Source organism: Streptomyces mutabilis (genome assembly GCF_046628145.1).
Lineage (GTDB): Bacteria > Actinomycetota > Actinomycetes > Streptomycetales > Streptomycetaceae > Streptomyces > Streptomyces mutabilis.
This window is the reverse complement of record NZ_CP176874.1, coordinates 6,812,591-6,835,290: the sequence shown is the minus strand read 5'-3', so window position 1 is coordinate 6,835,290 and position 22,700 is coordinate 6,812,591. Positions and strand designations below refer to the sequence as shown.

Sequence of the window (22,700 nt, the reverse complement as noted above, 5' to 3'; positions counted from 1 at the left end):
TTTCGGATCTCTCCGAAACCGCCCCTCGATCAACGACTGTCTCCAGTCGGGACGACAGGATTTGAACCTGCGACCCCTTGACCCCCAGTCAAGTGCGCTACCAAGCTGCGCCACGTCCCGTTGCCCGCCTGACCTGGGGTTTCCCCCGGCCGAACGTGCAGGAAAACCATACCGCACTCGGGCCGGTGGTCGCGCATCGCTTTCCGGGAGGGGGCCGCCCGGGGCCCTCCACGACCCACCAGCGTGGACGTCCGGTCAGCGCTTCTCCGCGTGGGACGGCTCCGGCGCCGCCGCCGTCCGCCCGGAGGCCGACGCGGCGACGTCGACGCGCACCAGTCCGCGTACCGCCGATATCAGGAGCAGGGCGGCGCACACGCCGAAGCTCGTCACGCCGGCGACGAGGAGCACGTGGTCGGCGCCGAGGGCCGAGGCGGCGGGGCCGGCGAGGGCCTGGCCGACGGGCATCATCGCCAGCGACCCCGCCACGTCGTAGGCGTGGATGCGGTTCAGTACGTCCGGCGGGACCTGGGTCTGCACGCTGGTCGCCCACATCACGCCCCAGAAGGACATCCCGGCCCCGGCGACGGCGGCGCCGGTCGCCATGGCCGGTACGCCGAGCCCGGCCCCGACGCTCATGGGGAACGCGGCGAAGCCGACCAGGGCGATCGCCCCGGCGCGGAGCATGCGGCGAGGGCGCAGCCGCAGCGCGAGCAGCCCGCCGACGACGGTGCCGGCGCCCAGGGCGGAGTTGACCAGGCCGTAGGCGCGCGGGCCGTGTTCGCGCACCACCTCGGTCGCCACCAAGGGGACGGTCGGGCCCCAGACGGCGATCATGTAGAGGCACCAGACGGCGATGACGCCCCACAGCCACTGACGGGAGCGGAACTCCCGCCACCCCTCGACCAGGTCGGCGCGGAACGCCTTGGAGCCACGGCCGGCCGCGGTGCGACTGCCCGGCGCGAGCGGGGGCAGCCGGAGCAGCAGCAGGCACAGGGCGCTGACCGCGTACGTGGTGGCGTGGGCGGCGAAGACACCGCCCGGCGAGGCGAAGCCGACCAGGAGGCCGGCGACCGCGGGGCCGGCCAATTGGGCGGCGGACTCGGCGACGCGTATCGCGCCGTTGGCGCCCTGGATGTCGGAGGCGAGCCGGGGCACGGTGCTGGCGACGCCGGGCTGGAAGACGGCGCCCGCGACGCCGTTGACGAACCCGATGGCGCAGATCTGCCACAGCACGACGTGGCCGGAGAAGAAGAGCGCGGCGGCCAGGGCCTGGGTGCCGAGCCGCACCAGGTCGGCGCCGATCATCAGCTTGCGGGTGCTGAAGCGGTCGGCGAGGACTCCGCCGAAGACGACCAGGCCGGCGAAGGCGGCGGCGGTCGCGGCCATGGCGAGGCCGACCGCGCCCGCCCCGTACCCGTGCAGGAGCAGGCCCGCGGCGAGCGCGACCGGCAGCATGGTGTCCCCGAGCCGGGCGATCGCCCGGGCGGTGAAGAACAGCGCGAAGTCCCGCGACCAGACGGCCCGCGCCTTCTCGGCACGTGCCGTCCCCTCCTGTCCGGTCCGCGACGGCGCCCCGGCCATCCCGCGCCCTCCTCCCCCGGCCGCTCCCGCCGGACCCCGCCCCGTGCGCCCCCTGCTCACCCCGCGCGTCGTGTTCCTGACAGCCGGAGCCCCCCTCCGGCCCCGGCTGCCACGCACGTCTCCGGATCATGCCACGGGGCACTGACAACGCCCGAGGGATTTTCAGCCCCCTGACCGCCCGGACGGCAGCCCCAGCCGAGGGTGGGCCTCCAGCAGCCGGGTCGGGGCCGCCTGGCGCCAGGAGTCGGCGAGAATGTCGCGCAGCTCGTCCTCGCCCTCCAGTGCCGCGAGGCGGGCCCGCACCCAGGCGAACTGCGCCTCGTGGCCCGCGATCCAGAACTTCTCCGGCTCGGCCAGCACGAGTTCGTCGCGCTCCTCCTTGGGGCAGCGCACCGCGATGGAGGTCTCGTCCTCGGGCAGCGTGGCGAACATCTTCCCCGCCACCCGGAACGTGGGCATGCTCCAGGCGATCTTCTCCGTCGTGTCCGGCAGGGACAGGGCGATACGGCGTACGTCTTCTGCGTCCGGCATGTCAGGCACCGTAGCCGCCGCCACTGACAATCACCCGGCGCCGGCGAGGGCTTAGACCCGCTTGAAGTAGAGCGTCGTCGGCCGCAGCTCGCCGCCCGGGTCGGCGGCGTAGTCGGGGATCGTCCCGGCCCGGGTCCAGCCGGCGGAGCGGTAGAGGTGCTCGGCGGGGCTGCCCGTCTCCGTGTCGAGGTGGAGGAGGGTGATGCCGGCCGCCGCGGCGGCCTCCTCGGCGGTGGCCAGGAGCCCGCGGCCCAGTCCTCGGCCGCGTGCCTCCCGGGCGACCATCAGCTTGACCAGCTCCGCGCGGTGGCGGCTGTTGGGTTTGTCCGGCAGGGCCAGGCTCACGGTTCCGGTCACCCGCTCCCCGTCCCTGGCGACCCACACGGCGAGCCGGCCCGCGGCCACGTCGGCGGCCCGGCCGCGCCACCAGGCGACGGCCTCCGCGTGTCCCAGCGGTGCGAGGAAGCCGACGGACGCCCCGCCCTCGACGGTGTCGGTCAGCAGGCCGGCCAACCTGTCCAGCAGTGCCGTCAGCCCCTGCTCGTCGACGCGGTCCACGATCACGGCAGCACCACCGCCAGCGCGTAGCGGACGTCTCCGGGTCCGGCGCACCGGAAGCGCGTCGGACCCCACACCCGCATCCGCAGGCAGTCCCCGGTGCCGAGGCTGTGCTCGACACCCTGCGTGGTGATCTCCAGGGCCCCTTCCAGGACCCAGACGTGCTGTTCGAGGCCCGGCACGGGCGGCCGGTCGTAGGCGATGTCGGCGCCGGCGGCGAGCCGGCCCTCGACCAGTTCGCCGCGCAGCCCCGGGTGCGGGGGGGGGGACACCGAGCGGCGTACGAACCCGGCGGACCCGTCCTCCCACACGGGCTGCTCGGCGGCCCGTACCAGCAGCGCGGGTTCCGCCTCGACCTCGCCGAGCAGCCGGGACATGGTGCGCCCGTAGACCGCGCACAAACGGTTCAGCACGGCGGCGGTGGGGCTGGTCTCCGCCCGCTCGGCCCTCGACAGGGTGGACCTGCTCACCCCGCTGCGTTCGGCCAGCTCTTCCAGGGACCAGCCGTGTTCGGTACGCAGTTCGGCCAGCCTGGCGGCGAGGCGGGCGTCCACGGAGTCTCCGTCGTCTCTCACATCCGGGAAGCTATCCCGGATAAGAGACGCCCGTGTTACGGAAGCCTCACGCCCGCGCCGCCTCGTCGAGCGCGTCCAGCACGGGGCGGATCAGCGGGTGCTCCTCGGCGCCCCGGCGTACGGCCGCGAAGACGCGGCGGGTCGGCGCGACGCCGTCGACCGGGCGGACGACCACGCCGGTCAGGTCGGTGCCGTGCAGCGCCGAGCGCGGGACGAGGGCCACCCCGACGTCGGCTGCGGCGAGGGACACCACCGCGCGGAAGTCGTCCGAGGAGTGCTCCATGCGGGGCTGGAAACCGGCGTTCTCGCAGGCCAGGACCACGACGTCGTGGCAAGGGTTGCCCGGGTAGGGGCCGATCCAGGAGTCCTTGGCCAGCTCGGCGAGCGGGACCTCGGCGGCGTCGGCGAGCCGGTGGGCGAGCGGGACGACCGCGTCGAAGGGCTCGGCGTAGAGCGGGACGTGGGTCAGGCGGGGGTCGTCGGCGGGCGGCGCCCCCCGGTACTCGACGGCGACCGCCACGTCGACCTGCCGGTCCAGGACCATCGGCAGACTGGCGTCGCCCTCCGCGTCCTGCACGCGGATGCGGATGCCGGGCGCCGACTCGGCGAGGCGGGCCAGCGCGGGCGCGACGACCAGGGCGATGCCGGTCGCGAAGGAGGCGACCGTGACCGTGCCGGCCTGCCCCGAGCTGTACGCGGCCAGCTCGGCCTCGGCCCGTTCCAGCTGGGCGAGGACGGCGTTGGTGTGGCTGAGCAGGATTTCGCCGGCCGGGGTCAGCCGTACGCCCTTGGCGCCGCGCTCGACCAGGCGGTGCCCGGTCTCCTGCTCCAGGGCGGCGAGCTGCTGGGAGACCGCCGACGGGGTGAGGTAGAGCGCGGCGGCAGCGGCCGTCACGGTGCGGTGGTCCGCCACCGCCCGGAGGATGTGCAGCCGCCGCGCTTCGATCACGGCATCGATTCTCTCACCCGTGTGCGCAGGTCACGCACGCGTCAGGCGTCCAGCTCCGCCCGCGCCGCCACGAAGGCGTCCACCGCGCGGTGCACGTCCTCGGTGGAGTGGGCGGCGGACAGCTGCACGCGGATGCGGGCCTGGCCCTGCGGCACGACCGGGTAGGAGAAGCCGATCACGTAGACGCCGCGCTCCAGGAGCAGTTCCGCCATGCGGCCGGCCCGCGACGCGTCGCCGATCATGACGGGTGCGATGGCGTGGTCGCCGGGGAGGATGTCGAAGCCCTCCTCGGTCATCCGGCGGCGGAACAGGGCGGTGTTCTCGGCGAGCCGCACCCGCAGGTCGTCGGCCGACTCCAGCAGGTCGAGCACCTTGAGGGAGGCGGCGGCGATCACCGGGGCGAGGGTGTTGGAGAAGAGGTAGGGCCGCGAGCGCTGGCGCAGCAGGGCGACGATCTCGGCGCGGGCGGCGACGTAACCGCCGGAGGCGCCGCCGAGGGCCTTGCCGAGGGTGCCGGTGATGATGTCGACGCGGTCCATGACGCCGTGCAGTTCGGGGGTGCCGCGTCCGCCGGGGCCGACGAAGCCGACGGCGTGCGAGTCGTCGACCATCACCATTGCGTCGTAGCGGTCGGCCAGGTCGCAGATCTCGGCGAGCGGGGCGACGTAGCCGTCCATGGAGAAGACGCCGTCCGTGACGATCAGCTTGCGGCGGGCGTCGCCGGCGGCCTTGAGCTGGGTCTCCAGGTCGGCCAGGTCGCGGTTGGCGTAGCGGAAGCGCCTGGCCTTGCTGAGGCGGATGCCGTCGATGATCGAGGCGTGGTTGAGGGCGTCGGAGATCACCGCGTCCTCGGGGCCGAGGAGGGTCTCGAAGACGCCGCCGTTGGCGTCGAAGCAGGAGGAGTAGAGGATCGTGTCCTCCTGGCCGAGGAACGCGGAGAGCCGGGCCTCCAGTTCCTTGTGCACCTCCTGGGTGCCGCAGATGAAACGCACGGAGGCCATGCCGTAGCCCCAGCGGTCCAGCGCCTCGTGGGCGGCGGCGACCACCTCGGGGTGGTCGGCGAGGCCGAGGTAGTTGTTGGCGCAGAAGTTGAGGACCTCGCCGGGGCGCCCGCCGGCGGTGACGTTGACGGTCGCGGACTGCGGGGTGCCGATGACGCGCTCGGGCTTGTGCAGGCCGGCGGCGCGGATCTCGTCGAGGGTGGCGCGCAGGTCGTCGCGCACGGAGTCGAACATCGGGAAGCTCCTAGGAGTACGTACGTGGTGGGCGGTCGTCCTGCGCGGACGTCCTACGCGGTCCAGTCGAGGATCACCTTGCCGCCCTTGCCGCTCGCGGCGTCGGCGAAGGCGGCCTCGTGGTCGCGGTGGCTGTAGCGGCCGGTGATGACGGGGGCGAGGTCGAGGCCGCCTTCGAGCAGCACCGACATGGCGTACCAGGTCTCGAACATCTCGCGGCCGTAGATGCCCTTGACGGTGATCATCGAGGTGACGATGCGGGCCCAGTCGACCGGGAACTCCTCGGCGGGCAGGCCGAGCATCGCGATCCGGCCGCCGTGCGTCATGTTGGCGATCATGTCGCGCATGGCCTCCGGGCGGCCGGACATCTCCAGGCCGATGTCGAAGCCCTCGCGCAGGCCCAGTTCGCGCTGTCCGTCGGCGATGGACGCCTTGGAGACGTCGAGGGCGAGGCTCACGCCCACCTTGAGGGCGAGGTCGAGACGTTCCTGGCTCACGTCGGTGATCATGACGTTGCGGGCGCCGGCGTGCCGGGCCACGGCGGCGGCCATCAGGCCGATGGGGCCGGCGCCGGTGATCAGGACGTCCTCGCCGACCAGCGGGAAGGACAGGGCGGTGTGCACGGCGTTGCCGAAGGGGTCGAAGATCGCGGCGACGTCGAGGTCGACGGGGACGCGGTGCACCCACACGTTGGACGCGGGCAGGGCGACGTACTCGGCGAACGCGCCGTCCCGGCCGACGCCGAGGCCGACGGTGGCGCGGCACAGGTGGCGCCGTCCGGCCAGGCAGTTGCGGCACTTCCCGCAGACGAGGTGGCCCTCACCGCTGACCCGGTCGCCGGTCTTGACGTCGGTGACGTCGCGGCCGGTCCCGACGACCTCGCCGACGAACTCGTGGCCGAGGACGAGCGGGGCGCGCACGGCCTGCTGCGCCCAGCCGTCCCAGGCCCGGATGTGCAGGTCGGTGCCGCAGATACCGGTGCGCAGCACCTTGATGAGTACGTCACCGGGTCCGACGGCGGGCTCGGGCACGTCCGCGAGCCACAGTCCGGGCTCCGCCTTCTCCTTGACCAGCGCCTTCAACGCTACGGCTCCTGACGGGGATGAGGTCCCGGCGCCGGGCATGCCGAAGCCGCCCGCGTCCGGGATGGGAGGGGAATCGCACAGCAATCTGCCGTACGACACCGTCCCCGTCCATCGAGCCTTTCTTAAGCCCGGCCGCAGCTTTCCTTCACGCCGCCCGCCCCGGGTGCCCGGTCGCCCTGCGATTCACAGCGGCAGCCCGTCCTCCGCGCTGCGTTCGATGCGCCGCACGAGGTCGGCCGCCGCCGACTTGATCGTGGCCAGGCCCGCCGTCCCCCAGGTGCGGGGCCGCACGTCGGACGCGGCGACCGTGCCCAGCACCGTGCCCGTGCTGTCGATGAGCGGGGCGCCGAGGTAGGAGCGGATGCCGAAGGCGTCGACCACCGGGTTGCCCGCGAAGCGCGGGTAGTCGCGCACGTCCTCCAGGACCAGCGCCTTGCGCCGGACCACCACGTGGGGACAGAAGCCGTGGTCGCGGGGCTGGACCCGGCCGAACTCGGGGCTGGTGCCGTCCCCGCGCGTCACCGGCGGGATCTCGGGCACCCGCAGGCCCGCGAAGAACTGCCCGCCCTCGACCAGGAAGTTGACCATCGCGTACGGCGCCTCGGCGAGGTGGGCGAGGTGGGCGGCGAACGTGTCGAGGGCCGGGTCAGGGCGTTCCGCCAGACCGAGCCGGCGCAGCCGTCGCACCCGGGCGGGGGCCTCCCGGTCCTCGGGGGTGAGCAGCAGGCGTCCGACCGGGCGCGGCGGGTCATAGCTCATGGGCGGGCTCCGGCTCCGTACCCCGTGGTGGGGGCCGGGGTGTGGTCGATGAGGTGACGTACGAGGGCCAGCAGGGTCTGTACGCCGGAACTCGAGATCCGGGCGTCGCAGCGCACGATGGGGACACCGGGATGGAGGTCCATCGCGGCGCGCACTTCCTCGGGGTCGTAGCGGTGGGCGCCGTCGAACTCGTTGATCGCGACGATGAAGCCGAGCCCGCGCTCCTCGAAGAAGTCGACGGCGGCGAAGGACTCGTCGAGTCGCCGGGTGTCGGCGATGATCACGGCGCCGAGCGCGCCCTCGCACAGTTCGTCCCACATGAACCAGAAGCGTTCCTGGCCGGGCGTCCCGAAGAGGTACAGCACGTGTTCGGGATCGAGGGTGATGCGGCCGAAGTCCATGGCCACGGTCGTCTCGAGTTTGTTCTCGATCCCGTCGAGGTTGTCGGTTCTGGCGCTGACCGTGGTGAGCAGTTCCTCCGTGCTCAGCGGGGCGATCTCGCTGACCGCGCCCACGAAGGTGGTCTTGCCCACTCCGAAACCGCCCGCCACCAGGATCTTCAGCGCGGTGGGAAAGGGGTCGGTGGTGTCGTGGCCGGATCCCGGGACGGGTCCGCGGCCGTAGTCAGAGCTGTCGTCGTAGTCCATCGAGCACTGCCTCCAGAAGGGCCCGGTCCGTGGGGTCGTGGTGGAACGCGGCGGGTGGTTTGGTGGTCAGCGCGCCGCAGTCGACGAGGTCCGACAGCAGCACCTTGGTGACTGCCACCGGAAGCCTCAGATGTGCGGCGAGCTCGGCGACCGGGAGGGGCGCCCGGCACAGGTCGAGTGCCTGCGCGTGCTCGGGACCGAGATAGCCCAGGGGGGTCGCCCCCGTGGCCATCACCTGGGACATCAGGTCGAGCGCGACGGTGGGCCGGGTACGGCCGTTGCTCACGGTGAAGGGGCGCACCAGCCGTCCGGCCGCGTCGTCGAGCCAGGGCCCGTCGCCGGCCGCGGCCACCCTCAAGGCCTCATCGCCGGTGGTTCGACGGCGTGCTGCCGGGGAGCGGTGACCAGGTAGGGGCGGACGCTCTTGACCAGCATCGCCATCTCGTAGCCGAGGACGGCCGCGTCGGCCTCGCGGCCGGCCAGTACGGCGAGGCAGGTGCCGGAACCGGCGGTGGTGACGAAGAGCAGGGTCGAGTCGAGTTCGACGACGACCTGCCGTACGTCGCCGCCGTCGCCGAAGCGGACGCCGGCGCTGCGGCCGAGGGAGTACAGGCCGGAGGCCAGGGCCGCCATGTGGTCGGCGCTGTCCGCGTCCAGTCCGTGGACCGACTTCACCAGTCCGTCGGCGGACAGGAGCACGGCGCTGGTCGTGTGCGGTACGCGCTGGACGAGGCCGCTCATCAGCCAGTCGAGGTCGGACACTTGGCCGGTCGGCGCATCGCTCGCCATGGTGGATCGACTCCTTGGGGTACGAAGGTCTGCGGGAGCGCTGGTGGTGGGAGTGGTGGTGGCGTGGGGGGTGGTGGAGGTGCGGGTGGTGATGGGCGTGCTGGTGGTGGGTCTGGTTGTGGGGAACGGGCTGGGAGTTGTCGTGGGGGAGGTCGTCATCCGGCCGGGTCCCTGCGGGTGGGCTCCATGGGGGCCGGTTCCGTGGGGGGCGGGTCCGTGCGGGGCGGTTGCACGGAGAGCGGCCTCGGGGGAGCAGGCTCGGTGGCGGTCGGTTCCATGCGCTGCTGTGCCTCCGCGAGGCCGATGCCACGTTGGAAGGCCGCCATCAGGCCGGGGTCGTGACCGGCGTACTGCTCGGGTTCCTGGCGCGGTGCGGGACCGCCGCGCAGCTGCGGCGCGATGTGCTCCTGGGCGCGGCGGCGGGGCAGTTGGGGCTTGCCCATGGTGCCGCGCACCGCGCTGTGGCGCGGGGCCGGCGGGGTGGCCGCGTGCTCGGCGATGACGCCCCGGTCGGCGGGCCGGACCCCGGGCACGGCGGCGGCCGGGGTGGGCCGGTCACCGCGGGCGCCACGCACGGGCAGTGGCACGGGCTCGCCCCTGCCCGCCTCGTGGGCACCGGGCGACGCGTCGGGGGCGGGCACGGCGGGACCCGAACCGGGTGCGGGTGCGGGGGTTGCCGAGCCGGGTACCGCGGGGCCGGGGGCGGCTGACCCGGGTACGGGCGGACCGAGTAGGGACGGACCGGGTAGGGCCGGACCGGGTACGGCGGGGACCGGTGCGGTCGAGCCGGGCGCGACGGAGCCCGGACCGACGGGCGCCTGCCGCACCGGGGCCACGGGCCGCGGCTGCTGCCGGGACGGCGGCACGGGTACCGGCTCCGTCCCGGTGTCCTCCGCCGGCCGGGCCGCATCCCCGGGCAGTACGCCCGGCTCCGCGCCCAACAGGGCCTGCGGCACGACCAGTACGGCCTGGACACCGCCGTAGATGTTGGTCTGCAGGCGGACGGTGATGCCGTGCCGCTTGGCGAGCTGGGAGACGACGTACAGCCCGATGCGTCCGTCCGCGAGCAGGCGGGCGACGTTGACCTGGTCGGGGTCGGCGAGCAAGGCGTTCATCCGGCTCTGTTCGGCGACGGGCATGCCGAGCCCGCGGTCCTCGACCTCCACGGCGAGGCCCGAGGTGACGAGGTTGGCCCGCATCAGCACCTGGGTCTGCGGGGCGGAGAACAGGGTGGCGTTCTCGACGAGTTCGGCCAGCAGGTGGATGACGTCCGCGACGGCGTGGCCGCGCAGGGTCCCGTCGATCGGGGGGACCAGCCGGACCCGGGAGTACTGCTCGACCTCGGCGATGGCGGAGCGCAGCACCTCGGTCATGTCCACCGGGTTGCTCCACTGCCGGCGGGAGACGGCGCCGCCGAGCACGGCGAGGTTCTCGGCGTGGCGGCGGATGCGGGTGGCGAGGTGGTCGACGTGGAAGAGGCCCTTGAGGAGGTCGGGATCCTCGATCTCGTTCTCCAGCTCGTCCAGGATGGAGATCTCCCGGTGCACCAGGGACTGCAGGCGCCGGGCGAGGTTGACGAAGACCTCGAGCTTCTGCTCGCTGCCCGCCTGGCTGGAGAGCTGCGCCGCGCGGACGACGGCGGTGACGGCGCCGTCGTGGGCGCGGGAGAGGTCGGCGGCGAGCAGTTCGAAGTCGTCGGCGTCGTCCGGCGGTCCACCGCGCGGCTTGCGCTGGGGCGGGGTCTCCCCGCGGCGCAACGCCTCGACGACGGCACGCAGATCGCCCTCGTGACGTGCGGTGCTGCGGCGCAGGGCACCGACCCGATCCTGCACGGAGCGGGCTGCGCGGTCGGCGGCGACGGCGGCGATGACGACGGCCGCGACGGTCACCGAGACCGCCCCCGCGAGCACGGCCCACAGGACGAGGCCGGGCCGGACGCCGGTGGACCGGACGGTGAACAGGACAACCGCGCAGGCGCTGAGGGCTACCGCGACGGGCGGCAGTACGGCGAGACGCAGAAGCCCGGACCGTATGTCGGTCTCGGGAAGCGCGGGGGCGGTGCGGGAGGCCGGCCGGCCGTGCCGCCCGCCCTCGCGGCGGTCTGCTCGCGCGGCCGGGGCGCGGAGGTGAGACATCGGGGTCCTCGTACTGGTCCGTTGGTCCGTCGGGCCTGGGGTGCGCGCGTCGGACGGACGGCACGCGGACAGGCGACCTACGTCGCCCGACGGACACTGACAGTAGTCGTCTGAGCATCAAGTGCGATGGGCAGTTGCCAAAGTCCCTCGGCCAACGTCCCGCTCTGGTATGAGCCCTCGTACGACAGACCGATAAGCCGGTCGGGCACCCGCTCCGGAAGCGCCGGAGAATGGTCCGACTCGATCAAATTCAGTCACCGAGAGTGACGGCTGTCGGTGGTCGACGGCTGCCCGTGGTCGACCCCGATGACACCACCCGATCCGCGTGCCTGTTGAGCAACCGGCACGGCTGCGAGCCCCGAGGAGTGATGTGATTCCTCGTCAACAGAGCGAGTCGAGTCGGCAGGGGCAATGGGGGCGGCCGAACCACCCGGAACCGGGGAACGCGAACGGCCCGGCGACGGTTCGCCGGGCCGTTCGCGCACACAGCCGCCGGGACAACGGCCGGGGCTACGTCACTCGTTGGGGTGCCTCCGGGCTCAGCCGCCCTCCCCCACGAGGCCGAGATCCTGACGGGATACCGCCGAGGGAACCGGCGGAAGGGGCCAGTCGCGCTTCAGCTGCCGGGACACGTCCCGCCACCAGGGCCGCGTGGGCAGCTCTCCGCCAGGCTGGAAGGGCCGGCCCGGAACCGGGACGGCGACCGGCTGCCCGACCGCCTCGGCCGCGGCCAGGGTCCACTCCCCCGGCTCCGCCCACGCGTGCGGCGCGAGGTTGAACGTCCCCCAGTGGATCGGCAGCAGCACGCCGCCCGGGGCGCCGCCCTGAAGGTCGAGGTGGGCGCGTACGCCCTCCTCGGGGGTCATGTGGATGTCCGGCCAGAACTCGGCGTAGGCCCCGAGCTGGATCATCGTCGCGTCGAAGGGCCCGTGCGCGGCGGCGATGTCCTTGAAACCGTCGAAGTAGCCCGTGTCCCCGCTGTGGTAGACGCGGTGTTCGTCGCCCGCCACGACCCAGGACGCCCACAGGGTGTGCTGGGTGTTGCGCAGGCCGCGCCCGCAGAAGTGCCGGGCCGGAGTGGCGGTGAGCGTGAGGCCGCCGACGCGCGTCGACTCGTGCCAGTCCAGCTCGCGCAGACGGTCCGCGGACACGCCCCAGTGTTCCAGGTGGGCGCCCACCCCGAGCGGCACCGCGAACACGGTGTCCGTGCCGGCCAGCGCCTTGATGGTGGGCAGGTCCAGGTGGTCGTAGTGGTCGTGGGAGATGACGACGACGTCGACCGGGCCCAGGGCCGCCAGCGGCACCGGGACCGGGTGCAGGCGCTTGGGGCCGGCGAAGGGGACCGGGGAGCAGCGCTCGCCCCACACGGGGTCGAAGAGCACGCGCTGCCCGTCGATCTCGGCGAGCACGCTGGAGTGGCCCATCCAGGTCAGACGCAGACCGGTGGCGGGCGGCCGGGCGAGGTCGGCGAGCGTGGTGGCGTGCACGGGGACGGTGCCCCGGGGCGCGCGGCTCAGCCGCGACTCCTTGTCGAAGTAGATCTTGGCGAACTCACGGGCCGAGCCGGAGGGCCGGGTCCGGGCGGTGCCCCCGGGGTTCTGGAAGACGCCGTCCCGGAAGTTCGGCGATCGGCGGATGCGCGCCAGGCGAGCGCCGCTCGGGTCCGCGCCGAAGGCCGCGGGCAGCGGCAGGCGGAGCCCCTGGTTCGGGGAACGGAAACCGGCCACGGTGCCTCCAGGTGAAGTAGGTCGGGCGATCGGTTGTCGCCCGGTCCGACTCTCGTCCGACGTCACTCGAACGACCGATGTCACATCCGTGTTCCCGCCGTCCGTCGTACCGGTGAGGGCGCCCGGCAGGAGCGCCCGGAACAGGACGGCACGACCCACGGACAGGAAGGTGGCCCCCCATGGCCCGCGTATCGCTCGACCCGCCCCGCACGATCTTCTTCCGCGTGATGGAGTGGTACTCCCGGCGCACCTACGGCAAGGTCCTCGACCCGGGCAAGGCGCTCGCCCACAACCCGCGGGTGCTCTGGGGCGACCTGCGCTTCGAGCAGTCCGTCGCCAAGTGGAACAGGCTGGACTCCGACCTGAAGGCGCTCGCCGTGATGGCCTCGGCCGCCTCGATCGGCTGCTCGTGGTGCATGGACTTCGGATACTGGGAGAACGCCGAGCGCGGCATGGACCGGCGCAAGCTCCACGACGTGCCGGTGTGGCGGGAGAGCGACGCCTACACGCCGCTGGAGCGGGACGTCATGGAGTACGCCGAGGCGATGACGGCGACGCCGCCGGTGGTCGGTGACGATCTCGCCGGGCGGCTGCGGACGGCGCTGAGCGAGCCGGCGTTCGTGGAGCTGACGGCCATGGTCGCCGTCGAGAACCTGCGGTCCCGCATCAACGCGGCGCTCGATCTGACCAGCCAGGGGTTCAAGGACTCGTGCGACGTGCCCGGTGCGAGGCCCACTGACGCGGCCGCCACCGCGACGGCGGACTGAGCCGCCCGGCGGCTGTCGCCGCAGGTCCGGGCACCTGTATAGGGTGACGGACGTGGCGAGAGTCCGGTTGAGTGTGGCGCAGCGGCGCGAGGAGCTGCTGCGTGCGGCCGTGGAGCAGATATCGGCGCGGGGCGTGGCGGCGTTGCGGATCGCCGACGTGGCCGCCGCGCTGGGGGTCAGCAACGCACTGGTGCTCTACCACTTCTCGACGAAGGAGAAGCTCGTCGCCGCCGCGTTCACGCACGCCGCGCAGGACGATCTCGCGCGCCTGCGCAAGCTCCTCGGCCGGCGCACATCGGCGCTGCGCCGGCTGCGGGCGGCCGTGCGGTGGTACGCCCCGACCGGGCAGGCCAAGGGCTGGCGGCTGTGGATCGAGGGCTGGGCGGCGGCGCTGCGCGAGCCCGCGCTGCGGGAGGTCACCCGGGACCTGGACCGGCAGTGGAAGGCGGAGATCGCCGGGGTGATCGCCGAGGGCGTGGCCGCCGGGGAGTTCCGGTGCGCCGACCCCGAGGGCGCCGCCCTGCGCCTGACGGCCTTTCTCGACGGGCTCGCCGTGCAGCTGACGTCGTACGCGGGTGCGGTGCCCCGGGCCCGGGCCCAGGAGTGGACGGACGAGGCGCTCGCCCGGGAGCTGGGCCTGGACCGGGCGGCGCTGACAGGGTCCCGCGACTAGGGCCTGTCAGGCCACCGCGGCGATCCGCGTCTTGATGTCGTCCGGCGACAGCGTCCCCTTGGCGATCACGTGGTCGCCCGAGGACTCGCCGCGCAGCCGGCGTCCGATCCACGGCACCAGGTACTCGCGGGCCCAGTGCACGTCGTCCCGCCGGACGTCCAGGGTGCCGCGGGGCGGCAGCGGCGGCCAGGGCTGGTCCGGGTCGGCGGGGACGGGCAGGCCGAGGACCTGACCCGCGCGCAGTGCCACGCGCGTGTGGCCCTCCGGCGACAGGTGCAGCCGGTCCGCGTCCCAGGCCCTGCGGTCCTGGACGGTGCGCAGCGACCACAGGTCGAGCACGGGGCAGCCGTAGCGGTCTGCGACGGCACGGACGTGTCCGTTGTACGTGGCGATCTTGCCGCGCAGGTGCTTGAGGACGGGCACCCCGCGGGTGTCGAACCCGGTCGTCACCAGCACGGTGCCCGCGACGGCGGTCAGCGCGGCCACCGCGCGCTCGAACCGCTCGGCCACCTCGTCGGGGTCGGTGCCCGGCCGGATGATGTCGTTGCCGCCGGCGCAGAACGAGACCAGGTCCGGCGCGAGTTCGACGGCCCGCGGCACCTGCTCGGCCACGATCTGGTCGAGCAGCCTGCCGCGTACGGCGAGGTTCGTGTACGTGAAGTCGCCCTCGGGGCGCCGGTCGGCGAGCAGTACGGCGAACCGGTCGGCCCAGCCGACGAACGCCCCGTCGGGGCCGGGGTCACCGACGCCCTCGGTGAAGCTGTCCCCCACCGCCACGTACGACCCGATCACTGCTCTGCTGTCATTCTTCGAATCGTCTGCCACATCGGCCCATCATTCACCTTGGAATGTGACCTACGCGACCGTAGGAAAGGGTTGACGGGCGGTGAGAAACACCACGCCTAAAGTGTTCGCCAATTCAGGAATACGGCGGAGGACGGATACACCGAAGGCCGGACCCGGGGATCGGGGTCCGGCCTTCGGTGGCGCGAGGTAAGCGTCAGAGAGAGACGCCGTGCGAGCGCAGGTACGCGATCGGGTCCACGTCGGAGCCGTAGTCCGGGGTGGTGCGGATCTCGAAGTGCAGGTGCGGGCCGGTGACGTTGCCGGTGGCGCCCGACAGGCCGACCTGCTGACCCGCCGTCACGGACTGGCCGGCCGAGACGGAGAGGGAGGACAGGTGGGCGTACTGGGCGTAGTGGCCGTCGGCGAGCTGGATGACGACCTGGTTGCCGTAGGCGCCGCCCCAGCCGGCGGAGACGACGGTGCCCGCGCCGACGGCCTTGAGCGAGGTGCCGGTCGGGACGACGAAGTCGGTGCCGGTGTGGTAGCCGCTGGACCACATGCTGCCGGTCTGGTGGTACGGGGTACCGACGGTGCCGCCCGGGACGGGGGAGGTGAAGCCGCTGGCGGTACCGGCGGACTGGGCGCTCGTGTTCGACGACTCCGAGGAGGAGGTCTTCTCGGCCGACTCGGACTTCGCGGGCTTCTCGGCCGACTTCTGCGGTGCGGCGGGCTTCTCGGCGGCCGGCTTCTCCGACTCGGCGGAGGAGGACGGGGCCGAGTCGGCGGCCCGTGCGCCGATCGAGAGCTTCAGGCCCGGGTGGATCAGCGACGGGTCGGAACCGACGGCCTCGCGGTTGTCCGCGTAGAGCTTCTTCCAGCCGCCGTCGACGTCCTGCTCGTCGGCGATCTTCGAGAGGTAGTCACCGCTCTTCACGGTGTACGTGCTCGAGTCGGCGTTCTTCTCGGCGGCGGTCTTCTGGGCCGACGCCGGGACGGACTGCACGGCCTGCTCCGAAACGGACTGGGCGGGAGCGGCCTGGGCGCCGGCGGCACCCATCAGGGGGAGCGCGATCGCGGCGCCACCGGTTCCGGCGACGGCGATGGCACGGGTCAGGCGCATGACCTTGGTACGGCGGTGCTTACCCTTCGCGGGCATGTCGAATTCCTCTCCGGCGCCTGCGAGGTGAGCTGTCGGGTTCGGACTGGAGATGCCCGGCCGCGCCGAGGCGCGACTTGACCCCTAGCCGTTCCGGGAACCGGAACAGGCGGTTGTACCTGTGGGTCCCCCGCTCCTGCCGTGTACGGGTGGTGGGTGAGTGCGGGCTCCGGTCGGCGGCAGGATTAGGCGTCCGTCCGGATCGGTGGTGAACGTAAGGGACCAAGACGCGCAGGGACAAGCGAGGGGTTCCCTCGACGGGTGTTCCGGTTGATCCATTACCGGAATCGTCCGTCACCCTGCGTCGATTCCTGAGGTGCCTTTTCTCGTAAACGGCCATGAAAACCGGCTGAATTACGTGAACATGACGGGCAACGCACCGTCACGGATATGACCCTGCTCACCCACACCCCCGCCAGCCTCTCTTATTCCAGGGCCAGTTGGAATTAAGGCGCCAATTCGGACAGAAGGCCCAGAAGCGGCGTAGTTGGATGACTTCGCCCCCGGGGCCTCGACGCCGTGCCGTATCGTCGAGTCGTGCCCGTCGGCGAGCGGCGTCGGCGGGGCGGAGTGGGAGGAGTCCCCGTGACGCAGCAGGTGCCGTCGACCGAACCCGAGCTGGCCGGGGTGCGCAACTTCCGGGACGTGGGCGGGCTGCCGACCGTGGACGGACGCCGGGTGCGCCACGGGGTGCTGTTCCGCAGCGGCCACCTCGCACACGCCACCGGGGAGGACGCCGCGTTCCTGGCCTCGCTGGGCCTGCACACCGTCTTCGACTTCCGCAACGCGGCCGACCAGAAGCTCGAGGGCCCGGACGTCGAGCTGCCGGGCGTCAGGAATGTGAACCTGCCGCTGAGCGACCCGGCCGACGGTGCCGAGTTCTGGAAGATGGTCCGCGACGGCGACCTCGACCAGCTGCGCGAGATCCTCGCGGACGGCAAGGGCGCCCAGCGGATGATCGACTCGTACCGCATGATCATCAAGGAGCGTACGGCGGAGCACTCCCGGGTGCTGCACGCGCTCGCCGAGGACAGCGTCCCCGCCCTGATGCACTGCGCGGCCGGCAAGGACCGCGCGGGCCTGTCGATCGCGATCACGCTGCTCGCCCTCGGCGTCGAGCGCGAGGCCGTCGTCGAGGACTACCTGAAGTCCAACGCCACGCACCGCCGCTACAAGGTGCGCCGCAGCGGCACCTCCGCCTCCGCCTACTCCCCCGAGGTCATGGAGCTGCTCAGCCCCCTCTTCGACGCGCGTGCCGAGTACCTGGCCGCGGCCTTCGAGACCATCGAGCAGACCTGGGGCGGGGTCGACGCCTACCTGGAGAAGGGCCTGCGGATCACTCCGGAGACCCGGGAGCGGCTGCGCGAGCGGATGCTGGACTGAGCCGCCGGGTCAGCGGCTGTTGGCACCCACCTCGAAGAGCAGGTAGATGAAGGCCGCGAAGACGTGGCCCACGATGAGGTAGATGAAGAGCCGCACCCACAGGGCGCGCGGAAACTTGTCCTGCAGGTTCATGGCATCTCTCCCAGGTCGTGGTGGGTCGTCGCGGTGGCCGGTCCCAGGCACAGCGCCGCCGTCGGGCTCTGGAGCAGTGTGTGGACGAACAGGAGATCGACCCCGTCGACGTCCTGGGCGGCGATCCGGTGCGGGGTCAGCGAGTCGAAGTGCGCGCTGTCGCCCGGACCGAGCCGGTGCACCGCGTCCCCGAGCCGGAGCCGCAACCGGCCGCGCAGGACGTGGATCCACTCCTCACCCGGGTGCACCCGCACGATGTCGCCCTGGGAGCCGTGCGGCACGTGCACGCGCAGGGCCTGCATGCCGCGGCCGGCCCCACCGGCCTGCCAGTAGGTCCAGCCACCGGCGAAGGTCGGCTCCATGGCGTCGGCCCGCACGACCGCGTCGCGGTCCGCGGCCGTCTCGCCGAGCAGTTCCGAGACGGTCGTACCGTAGACACGGGCGAGGGAGAGCAGCATCGGCAGCGAGGGCTGGCGCTGCCCGGTCTCCAGGCGGGAGAGGTGGGCGGGCGACAGCCCGGCGGCACGGGCCGCCGCCTCCAGGGTGAGGGCGGCCCTGCGCCGCAGGGCACGCAGCTGCGGTGCCACGACGGACACCGCGTCCGCCGGCGTCTCCGACGCCGACGGTCCGGTCTCGTGGGAGGTCATGCCTCCCATTCAGCCCGATGTTTACCCCGCAGGCAATTTTCTTGCCTACGAGGCAAAAGACCGTCGGGGCCGGAGCGGACCCACCGCCGTCGGCAACCTCACCGGTTGGCCACCGCCTGCCTGACCAGCGTCTTTCCGAAGTCCCACATCAGGCCGCCGCCGTTGTGCGCGTCGTCCATCACCTCGGTGAAGGCGTCCACGAACCGGTCCGCGTCCGCCGTGTCGATGATCAGGGGCGGGATCAGCTTGATCACCTCGAGATGGTCGCCGGAGACCTGGGTCAGGATGTGGTGGCGCTGCAGCAGCGGCACCACCACCATCTGCGCGAAGAGCCCCTTCCGTGCCGCCTGGAGCATCGTCCAGCGGCTGCGCAGCCTCAGGGACCGGGGCCGGCCGAACTCGATGCCGATCATCAGCCCCCGGCCCCGGACGTCGGCGAGCAGCTCGTAGCGGTCCACCAGCTCCTCGAGCCGGGATTTCAGCCGCTCTCCCACCGCGGCGGCGTTCGCCACGATCTCCTCGTTCTCCATCACCGACAGCACCGCGAGCCCGGCGGCCATGGCCTGCGCGTTGGATCCGAAGCTCGCCGAGTGGACCTGCACCCGGTCCATCGAGGAGTACACCTTCTGGAAGATCCAGTCCTTGCCCAGCGTGGCCCCCACGGGCACGTATCCACCGGACAGCGCCTTGGCCACGCACACCAGGTCCGGCTCGACGCCGTCCTCGTGCTGGAAGGCGTAGAACTTCCCGGTCCGGCCCAGTCCCGTCTGCACCTCGTCGGCGATCAGCAGGGCCTTGTGCCGGTGCAGCAGTTCCTGCGCGGCGCGCAGATAGCCGGGCGGGGCCTCGTGCACGCCCTTTCCCTGGATGGGCTCGACGATCAGCGCCGCCACGTCGCCCTTCTTCAGCTCCCGCGCCAGGGCGTCCACGTCGCCGAGCGGGACGGGGGTGTCGGGCAGCAGCGGCGCGAAGCCGTCGCGGAAGCCGTTCTCGCCGTTGACCGAGAGCGAGCCGGCGGTCAACCCGTGGAAGGCGTGCGGGCAGTACAGGACCCTCGGCCTGCCGGTCGCGTACCGGGCGAACTTCAGCGCGGTCTCCACCGCCTCCGTGCCGCTGTTGCCGAAGAAGACCCGGTCCAGGTGCGGACTGTACGAGAGCAGCTTCTCGGCCAGCAGGCCGGGCAGTGGCGGGCAGTCGAAGCGGGTCAGGTCCGCGAGCGAGGCGTCGAGGACGTCGTGCAGTGCCTTGCGGACGACGGGGTGGTGCCGGCCCAGGCCCATCACGGCGAACCCGGCGAGCATGTCCAGGTAGTCGTTGCCGTCCGCGTCCCAGAAGTGCGCACCCTCGGCCCGCTCGTAGACCTTGTCGAAGCCGATGGTGCGGAGCATGCGCGGCAGCTGGTGGTTGAGGTGCTTCGCGTGCAGCTCGTACCGCTCGGCTCCGCGCTCGGCCAGGAGCGCGGTGAGGTCGAACTCCTTGGTCATTCAGTTCTCTCCTTGCGCTGGCATGGCGATCCGGCCGTCCCCGGCCTGTTCGGCGACGGACAGGCTCGCGCTGATCCGGCCTGCGATCTCGACCGGGGTGAGACCGATGTCGGCGAGCACCTCGGCGCGCTTGGCGTGCGCGAGGAACTGCTCGGGAATGCCGAACCGGCGTACCGGCACGTCGACCTCGGCGTCGCCCAGCGCCAGCGCCACCGCCGAACCGACCCCGGCGGCACGGCTGTTGTCCTCGACGACGGCCACCAGGCGGTGCCGGGCGGCCAGGGGCGGGAGCACGGGATCGACGGGCTTGACCCAGCGCGGGTCGACGACGGTGCAGCCGATGCCGCGGGCCTCCAGCAGTTCGGCGGTGCGGAGGCAGACGGGGGCCATCGCCCCGACGGCGACGAGCAGCACCTCGGGCCGCTCGGCGGCGTGCAGGACGTCCGTGCCGCCGATCCGGTCGACGGCGGGTACGGCCGGTCCGACGGACTCCTTCGGGAAGCGCACCAGCGTCGGCGCGTCGTCGACGGCGACCGCCTCGCGCAGTTGGGCCCGCAGCTGGTCGGCGTCGCGCGGCGCGGCGATGCGCAGTCCCGGGACGACCTGGAGGACGGACATGTCCCACATGCCGTTGTGCGAGGGCCCGTCGGCACCGGTGACACCTGCCCGGTCCAGCACGAAGGTGACGCCGCACTTGTGCAGGGCCACGTCCATCAGGAGCTGGTCGAAGGCGCGGTTGAGGAAGGTGGCGTAGACGGCGACGACCGGGTGGAGGCCGCCGGTGGCGAGACCGGCCGCGGACACGGCGGCGTGCTGCTCGGCGATGCCGACGTCCCAGACCCGGTCGGGGAACCGCTCGGCGAAGCGTCCGAGGCCGACCGGGTGCAGCATGGCCGCGGTGATCGCCACCACGTCGTCGCGCTCCTCGCCGATCCGCACGATCTCCTCGCCGAACACCGAGGTCCAGGAAGGCCCGCTGGACGGGGTCAGGGGCGCGCAGGTGAGCGGGTCCATCGCGCCGACGGTGTGGAAGTGGTCCGCCTCGTCGCGCAGGGCGGGCTCGTAGCCGCGGCCCTTCTCCGTGAGGCAGTGGACGAGGACGGGGCCGTGGAAGCGTTTCGCGCGCCGCAGCGCCGACTCGACCGCCCCGATGTCGTGGCCGTCGATGGGCCCCACGTACTTCAGCCCCAGGTCCTCGAAGAGTCCCTGCGGGGCGACGGCGTCCTTGAAGCCCTTCTTCGCACCGTGCAGGGCGTCGTAGACGCGGTGGCCGACCACGGGTGTGCGCTGGAGCACGTCCTTGCCCCAGGCCAGCGTCCGCTCGTAGCCGTCGGTCGTCCGGAGGGTCGCGAGGTGGTTGGCGAGGCCGCCGATGGTCGGCGCGTAGGAGCGTTCGTTGTCGTTGACGACGATGATCAGCGGCCGGTCCCGGGCCGCCGCGATGTTGTTCAGCGCCTCCCAGGCCATGCCGCCGGTGAGCGCGCCGTCACCGATGACGGCGACGACGTGCCCGCGTTCCCCCCGCACCTGGCGGGCCTTGGCGAGGCCGTCGGCCCAGCCGAGCACGGTGGAGGCGTGGCTGTTCTCGATGACGTCGTGCTCGGACTCCTCCCGCGACGGGTAACCGGACAGTCCGCCTTTCCCGCGCAGCTTGGAGAAGTCCTGACGACCGGTCAGGATCTTGTGCACGTAGCTCTGGTGGCCGGTGTCCCACAGGATGCGGTCGGCCGGCGACTCGAAGACCCGGTGCAGGGCGACGGTGAGTTCGACCACCCCCAGGTTCGGGCCGAGGTGTCCGCCGGTGCGGGCGACCGCGTGCACCAGGAAGTCACGTATCTCGTCGGACAGTCGACCGAGTTCCGCCTCGGACAGCGCCTTCAGGTCGCGTGGTCCCCGGATGTTCTCCAGAATCGTCACGCTCGGGCCCCCTTCGGTCCGTGCTGTTCAGCTCACGGTGACGGCCGGCTCCCCCGACGCGCCGTCCTTCTCCATCTGCTCGGCGATCCGCATCGCCTCGTCGATCAGCGTCTCGACGATCTTCGACTCGGGGACGGTCTTGATTACCTCCCCCTTGACGAAGATCTGGCCCTTGCCATTGCCGGAAGCCACGCCGAGGTCGGCCTCGCGGGCCTCGCCCGGGCCGTTGACCACGCACCCCATGACGGCGACGCGCAGCGGCACCTCCATGCCCTCCAGCCCTGCCGTGACCTCCTCGGCGAGCTTGTAGACATCGACCTGGGCGCGGCCGCAGGACGGGCAGGAGACGATCTCCAGCCGACGCTGCCTGAGTCCGAGCGACTCCAGGATCTGGATGCCGACCTTGATCTCCTCGACCGGCGGGGCGGAGAGGGAGACCCGGATGGTGTCGCCGATGCCCTGGGAGAGCAGCGCGCCGAAGGCGACGGCGGACTTGATGGTGCCCTGGAAGGCGGGTCCGGCCTCGGTGACGCCGAGGTGGAGCGGGTAGTCGCACTGGGCGGCGAGCTGGCGGTACGCCTCGACCATGACGACCGGGTCGTTGTGCTTGACGGAGATCTTGATGTCCCGGAAGTCGTGCTCCTCGAAGAGGGACGCCTCCCACAGGGCGGACTCGGCCAGGGCCTCGGGGGTCGCCTTGCCGTACTTCTGGAGCAGGCGCCGGTCCAGGGAGCCCGCGTTCACGCCGATGCGGATCGGCGTGCCGTGGTCCTTGGCCGCCTTGGCGGTCTCCTTGACCTGGTCGTCGAACTTCTTGATGTTGCCCGGGTTCACCCGGACCGCCGCGCAGCCCGCCTCGATCGCGGCGAACACGTACTTCGGCTGGAAGTGGATGTCGGCGATCACCGGGATCTGCGACTTCTTCGCGATCACCGGGAGCGCGTCCGCGTCGTCCTGCGTCGGGCAGGCCACCCGCACGATCTCGCAGCCGGACGCCGTCAGCTCGGCGATCTGCTGGAGCGTCGCGCCGATGTCGGACGTACGGGTCGTGGTCATGGACTGCACCGACACCGGGGCCCCGCCCCCGACGGCCACCGGCCCGACCTGGATGCGCCGCGACACGCGTCGCTCGGCGATCGGCCGGACCGGGACCTCGGGGACGCCCAGGGAGATGGCGGTCACCG

The 22,700-nt window shown here is 72.4% G+C and carries 23 protein-coding genes, 1 tRNA gene and 1 riboswitch; of the genes, 3 read left to right on the top strand and 21 right to left on the bottom strand.

The genetic code is table 11. The features are described from left to right. Positions 1–46: 46 nt before the first annotated feature. The 14 genes from ACLIN4_RS30560 to ACLIN4_RS30495 all read right to left on the bottom strand — a co-directional run bounded on the left by ACLIN4_RS30560 (position 47) and on the right by ACLIN4_RS30495 (position 12,571). Positions 47–120, bottom strand: a tRNA-Pro gene (locus ACLIN4_RS30560). Between the two features lie 135 nt (positions 121–255). Further along, a complete protein-coding gene (locus ACLIN4_RS30555; RefSeq protein ID WP_411576449.1) occupies positions 256–1,581 on the bottom strand; it encodes an MFS transporter in 1,326 nt (441 codons plus the stop codon). Between the two features lie 162 nt (positions 1,582–1,743). Further along, positions 1,744–2,112 carry an MmcQ/YjbR family DNA-binding protein gene (locus ACLIN4_RS30550; RefSeq protein ID WP_179342631.1) on the bottom strand — a complete coding sequence of 123 codons (369 nt, stop codon included), beginning with the start codon at positions 2,110–2,112 and terminating at the stop codon, positions 1,744–1,746. Positions 2,113–2,163: 51 nt separating this feature from the next. Next, positions 2,164–2,676 carry a GNAT family N-acetyltransferase gene (locus ACLIN4_RS30545; RefSeq protein WP_290014842.1) on the bottom strand — a complete coding sequence of 171 codons (513 nt, stop codon included), beginning with the start codon at positions 2,674–2,676 and terminating at the stop codon, positions 2,164–2,166. Continuing rightward, positions 2,673–3,245 (bottom strand): helix-turn-helix domain-containing protein, encoded by a 573-nt coding sequence (locus tag ACLIN4_RS30540; protein WP_411576448.1) that lies wholly within the window; start codon positions 3,243–3,245, stop codon positions 2,673–2,675. The genes ACLIN4_RS30545 and ACLIN4_RS30540 overlap by 4 nt, the downstream gene beginning before the upstream one ends. 46 nt (positions 3,246–3,291) lie before the next feature. Next, positions 3,292–4,194 carry a LysR family transcriptional regulator gene (locus ACLIN4_RS30535; protein ID WP_269959590.1) on the bottom strand — a complete coding sequence of 301 codons (903 nt, stop codon included), beginning with the start codon at positions 4,192–4,194 and terminating at the stop codon, positions 3,292–3,294. Between the two features lie 41 nt (positions 4,195–4,235). Then, positions 4,236–5,429, bottom strand: coding sequence for a glycine C-acetyltransferase (locus ACLIN4_RS30530; RefSeq protein ID WP_269959591.1), 1,194 nt, complete (start codon positions 5,427–5,429; stop codon positions 4,236–4,238). A gap of 53 nt (positions 5,430–5,482) precedes the next feature. After that, the gene (gene tdh, locus ACLIN4_RS30525; protein WP_269959592.1) at positions 5,483–6,511 is read right to left on the bottom strand and encodes an L-threonine 3-dehydrogenase; all 1,029 of its coding nucleotides are present in this window, start codon (positions 6,509–6,511) and stop codon (positions 5,483–5,485) included. A 186-nt stretch (positions 6,512–6,697) separates the two neighbouring features. Further along, the gene (locus ACLIN4_RS30520; protein ID WP_107479307.1) at positions 6,698–7,273 is read right to left on the bottom strand and encodes a GAF domain-containing protein; all 576 of its coding nucleotides are present in this window, start codon (positions 7,271–7,273) and stop codon (positions 6,698–6,700) included. After that, positions 7,270–7,920: a GTP-binding protein gene (locus ACLIN4_RS30515; RefSeq protein WP_179350281.1), complete on the bottom strand. Its 651-nt coding sequence runs from the start codon at positions 7,918–7,920 to the stop codon at positions 7,270–7,272. Before ACLIN4_RS30515 ends, ACLIN4_RS30520 begins: the two co-directional genes overlap by 4 nt. After that, positions 7,898–8,272 (bottom strand): DUF742 domain-containing protein, encoded by a 375-nt coding sequence (locus ACLIN4_RS30510; RefSeq protein WP_019330485.1) that lies wholly within the window; start codon positions 8,270–8,272, stop codon positions 7,898–7,900. The genes ACLIN4_RS30515 and ACLIN4_RS30510 overlap by 23 nt, the downstream gene beginning before the upstream one ends. Before the next feature lie 2 nt (positions 8,273–8,274). Continuing rightward, on the bottom strand, positions 8,275–8,709 hold the full coding sequence (locus ACLIN4_RS30505) for a roadblock/LC7 domain-containing protein (RefSeq protein WP_100045720.1): 435 nt from the start codon (positions 8,707–8,709) through the stop codon (positions 8,275–8,277). 155 nt (positions 8,710–8,864) lie between these two features. Next, the gene (locus ACLIN4_RS30500) at positions 8,865–10,844 is read right to left on the bottom strand and encodes a sensor histidine kinase (protein ID WP_290014846.1); all 1,980 of its coding nucleotides are present in this window, start codon (positions 10,842–10,844) and stop codon (positions 8,865–8,867) included. Positions 10,845–11,383: 539 nt separating this feature from the next. After that, positions 11,384–12,571, bottom strand: a complete 1,188-nt coding sequence (locus ACLIN4_RS30495; RefSeq protein ID WP_411576447.1) for an MBL fold metallo-hydrolase — start codon at positions 12,569–12,571, stop codon at positions 11,384–11,386. A 179-nt stretch (positions 12,572–12,750) separates the two neighbouring features. On the opposite strand from ACLIN4_RS30495, the gene ACLIN4_RS30490 reads away from it, so the two are divergent. Continuing rightward, the gene (locus tag ACLIN4_RS30490) at positions 12,751–13,338 is read left to right on the top strand and encodes a carboxymuconolactone decarboxylase family protein (protein ID WP_411576446.1); all 588 of its coding nucleotides are present in this window, start codon (positions 12,751–12,753) and stop codon (positions 13,336–13,338) included. 52 nt (positions 13,339–13,390) lie between these two features. Then, positions 13,391–14,011 (top strand): TetR/AcrR family transcriptional regulator, encoded by a 621-nt coding sequence (locus ACLIN4_RS30485; RefSeq protein ID WP_107477399.1) that lies wholly within the window; start codon positions 13,391–13,393, stop codon positions 14,009–14,011. Between the two features lie 6 nt (positions 14,012–14,017). Here ACLIN4_RS30485 and ACLIN4_RS30480 read toward each other — a convergent pair whose 3' ends face one another. Together ACLIN4_RS30480 and ACLIN4_RS30475 are read right to left on the bottom strand one after the other, a co-directional pair. Then, positions 14,018–14,803 carry an SGNH/GDSL hydrolase family protein gene (locus tag ACLIN4_RS30480; protein WP_100045716.1) on the bottom strand — a complete coding sequence of 262 codons (786 nt, stop codon included), beginning with the start codon at positions 14,801–14,803 and terminating at the stop codon, positions 14,018–14,020. Positions 14,804–15,011: 208 nt separating this feature from the next. After that, complete coding sequence (locus ACLIN4_RS30475; protein ID WP_307651775.1) at positions 15,012–15,953, bottom strand: M23 family metallopeptidase; 942 nt, start codon at positions 15,951–15,953, stop codon at positions 15,012–15,014. A 4-nt stretch (positions 15,954–15,957) separates the two neighbouring features. Further along, a riboswitch (cyclic di-AMP (ydaO/yuaA leader) is annotated at positions 15,958–16,115 on the bottom strand. Between the two features lie 423 nt (positions 16,116–16,538). Here ACLIN4_RS30475 and ACLIN4_RS30470 point away from each other — a divergent pair. Then, positions 16,539–17,336 (top strand): tyrosine-protein phosphatase, encoded by a 798-nt coding sequence (locus ACLIN4_RS30470; RefSeq protein WP_100049804.1) that lies wholly within the window; start codon positions 16,539–16,541, stop codon positions 17,334–17,336. 9 nt (positions 17,337–17,345) lie between these two features. Here ACLIN4_RS30470 and ACLIN4_RS30465 read toward each other — a convergent pair whose 3' ends face one another. The 5 genes from ACLIN4_RS30465 to ispG all read right to left on the bottom strand — a co-directional run bounded on the left by ACLIN4_RS30465 (position 17,346) and on the right by ispG (position 22,698). Continuing rightward, positions 17,346–17,468 carry a DUF6126 family protein gene (locus tag ACLIN4_RS30465; RefSeq protein ID WP_043377559.1) on the bottom strand — a complete coding sequence of 41 codons (123 nt, stop codon included), beginning with the start codon at positions 17,466–17,468 and terminating at the stop codon, positions 17,346–17,348. After that, positions 17,465–18,115 (bottom strand): helix-turn-helix domain-containing protein, encoded by a 651-nt coding sequence (locus ACLIN4_RS30460; protein ID WP_289912096.1) that lies wholly within the window; start codon positions 18,113–18,115, stop codon positions 17,465–17,467. Before ACLIN4_RS30460 ends, ACLIN4_RS30465 begins: the two co-directional genes overlap by 4 nt. Positions 18,116–18,213: 98 nt before the next feature. Further along, on the bottom strand, positions 18,214–19,599 hold the full coding sequence (locus ACLIN4_RS30455) for an aspartate aminotransferase family protein (protein WP_107477395.1): 1,386 nt from the start codon (positions 19,597–19,599) through the stop codon (positions 18,214–18,216). Further along, positions 19,600–21,516: a 1-deoxy-D-xylulose-5-phosphate synthase gene (gene dxs / locus ACLIN4_RS30450; RefSeq protein ID WP_290014849.1), complete on the bottom strand. Its 1,917-nt coding sequence runs from the start codon at positions 21,514–21,516 to the stop codon at positions 19,600–19,602. It lies immediately after the preceding gene. Between the two features lie 27 nt (positions 21,517–21,543). Beyond that, a complete protein-coding gene (ispG, locus tag ACLIN4_RS30445; RefSeq protein ID WP_307651776.1) occupies positions 21,544–22,698 on the bottom strand; it encodes a flavodoxin-dependent (E)-4-hydroxy-3-methylbut-2-enyl-diphosphate synthase in 1,155 nt (384 codons plus the stop codon). Positions 22,699–22,700 lie beyond the last annotated feature (2 nt).

Coding starts and splice junctions, on each gene's coding strand:
- ACLIN4_RS30555 (WP_411576449.1), bottom strand. CDS start 1,581: ATGGCCGGGGCGCCGTCGCGGACCGGACAGGAGGGGACGGCACGTGCC.
- ACLIN4_RS30550 (WP_179342631.1), bottom strand. CDS start 2,112: ATGCCGGACGCAGAAGACGTACGCCGTATCGCCCTGTCCCTGCCGGAC.
- ACLIN4_RS30530 (WP_269959591.1), bottom strand. CDS start 5,429: ATGTTCGACTCCGTGCGCGACGACCTGCGCGCCACCCTCGACGAGATC.
- ACLIN4_RS30520 (WP_107479307.1), bottom strand. CDS start 7,273: ATGAGCTATGACCCGCCGCGCCCGGTCGGACGCCTGCTGCTCACCCCC.
- ACLIN4_RS30515 (WP_179350281.1), bottom strand. CDS start 7,920: ATGGACTACGACGACAGCTCTGACTACGGCCGCGGACCCGTCCCGGGA.
- ACLIN4_RS30505 (WP_100045720.1), bottom strand. CDS start 8,709: ATGGCGAGCGATGCGCCGACCGGCCAAGTGTCCGACCTCGACTGGCTG.
- ACLIN4_RS30500 (WP_290014846.1), bottom strand. CDS start 10,844: ATGTCTCACCTCCGCGCCCCGGCCGCGCGAGCAGACCGCCGCGAGGGC.
- ACLIN4_RS30490 (WP_411576446.1), top strand. CDS start 12,751: ATGGCCCGCGTATCGCTCGACCCGCCCCGCACGATCTTCTTCCGCGTG.
- ACLIN4_RS30475 (WP_307651775.1), bottom strand. CDS start 15,953: ATGCCCGCGAAGGGTAAGCACCGCCGTACCAAGGTCATGCGCCTGACC.
- ACLIN4_RS30465 (WP_043377559.1), bottom strand. CDS start 17,468: ATGAACCTGCAGGACAAGTTTCCGCGCGCCCTGTGGGTGCGGCTCTTC.
- ACLIN4_RS30460 (WP_289912096.1), bottom strand. CDS start 18,115: ATGACCTCCCACGAGACCGGACCGTCGGCGTCGGAGACGCCGGCGGAC.
- ACLIN4_RS30455 (WP_107477395.1), bottom strand. CDS start 19,599: ATGACCAAGGAGTTCGACCTCACCGCGCTCCTGGCCGAGCGCGGAGCC.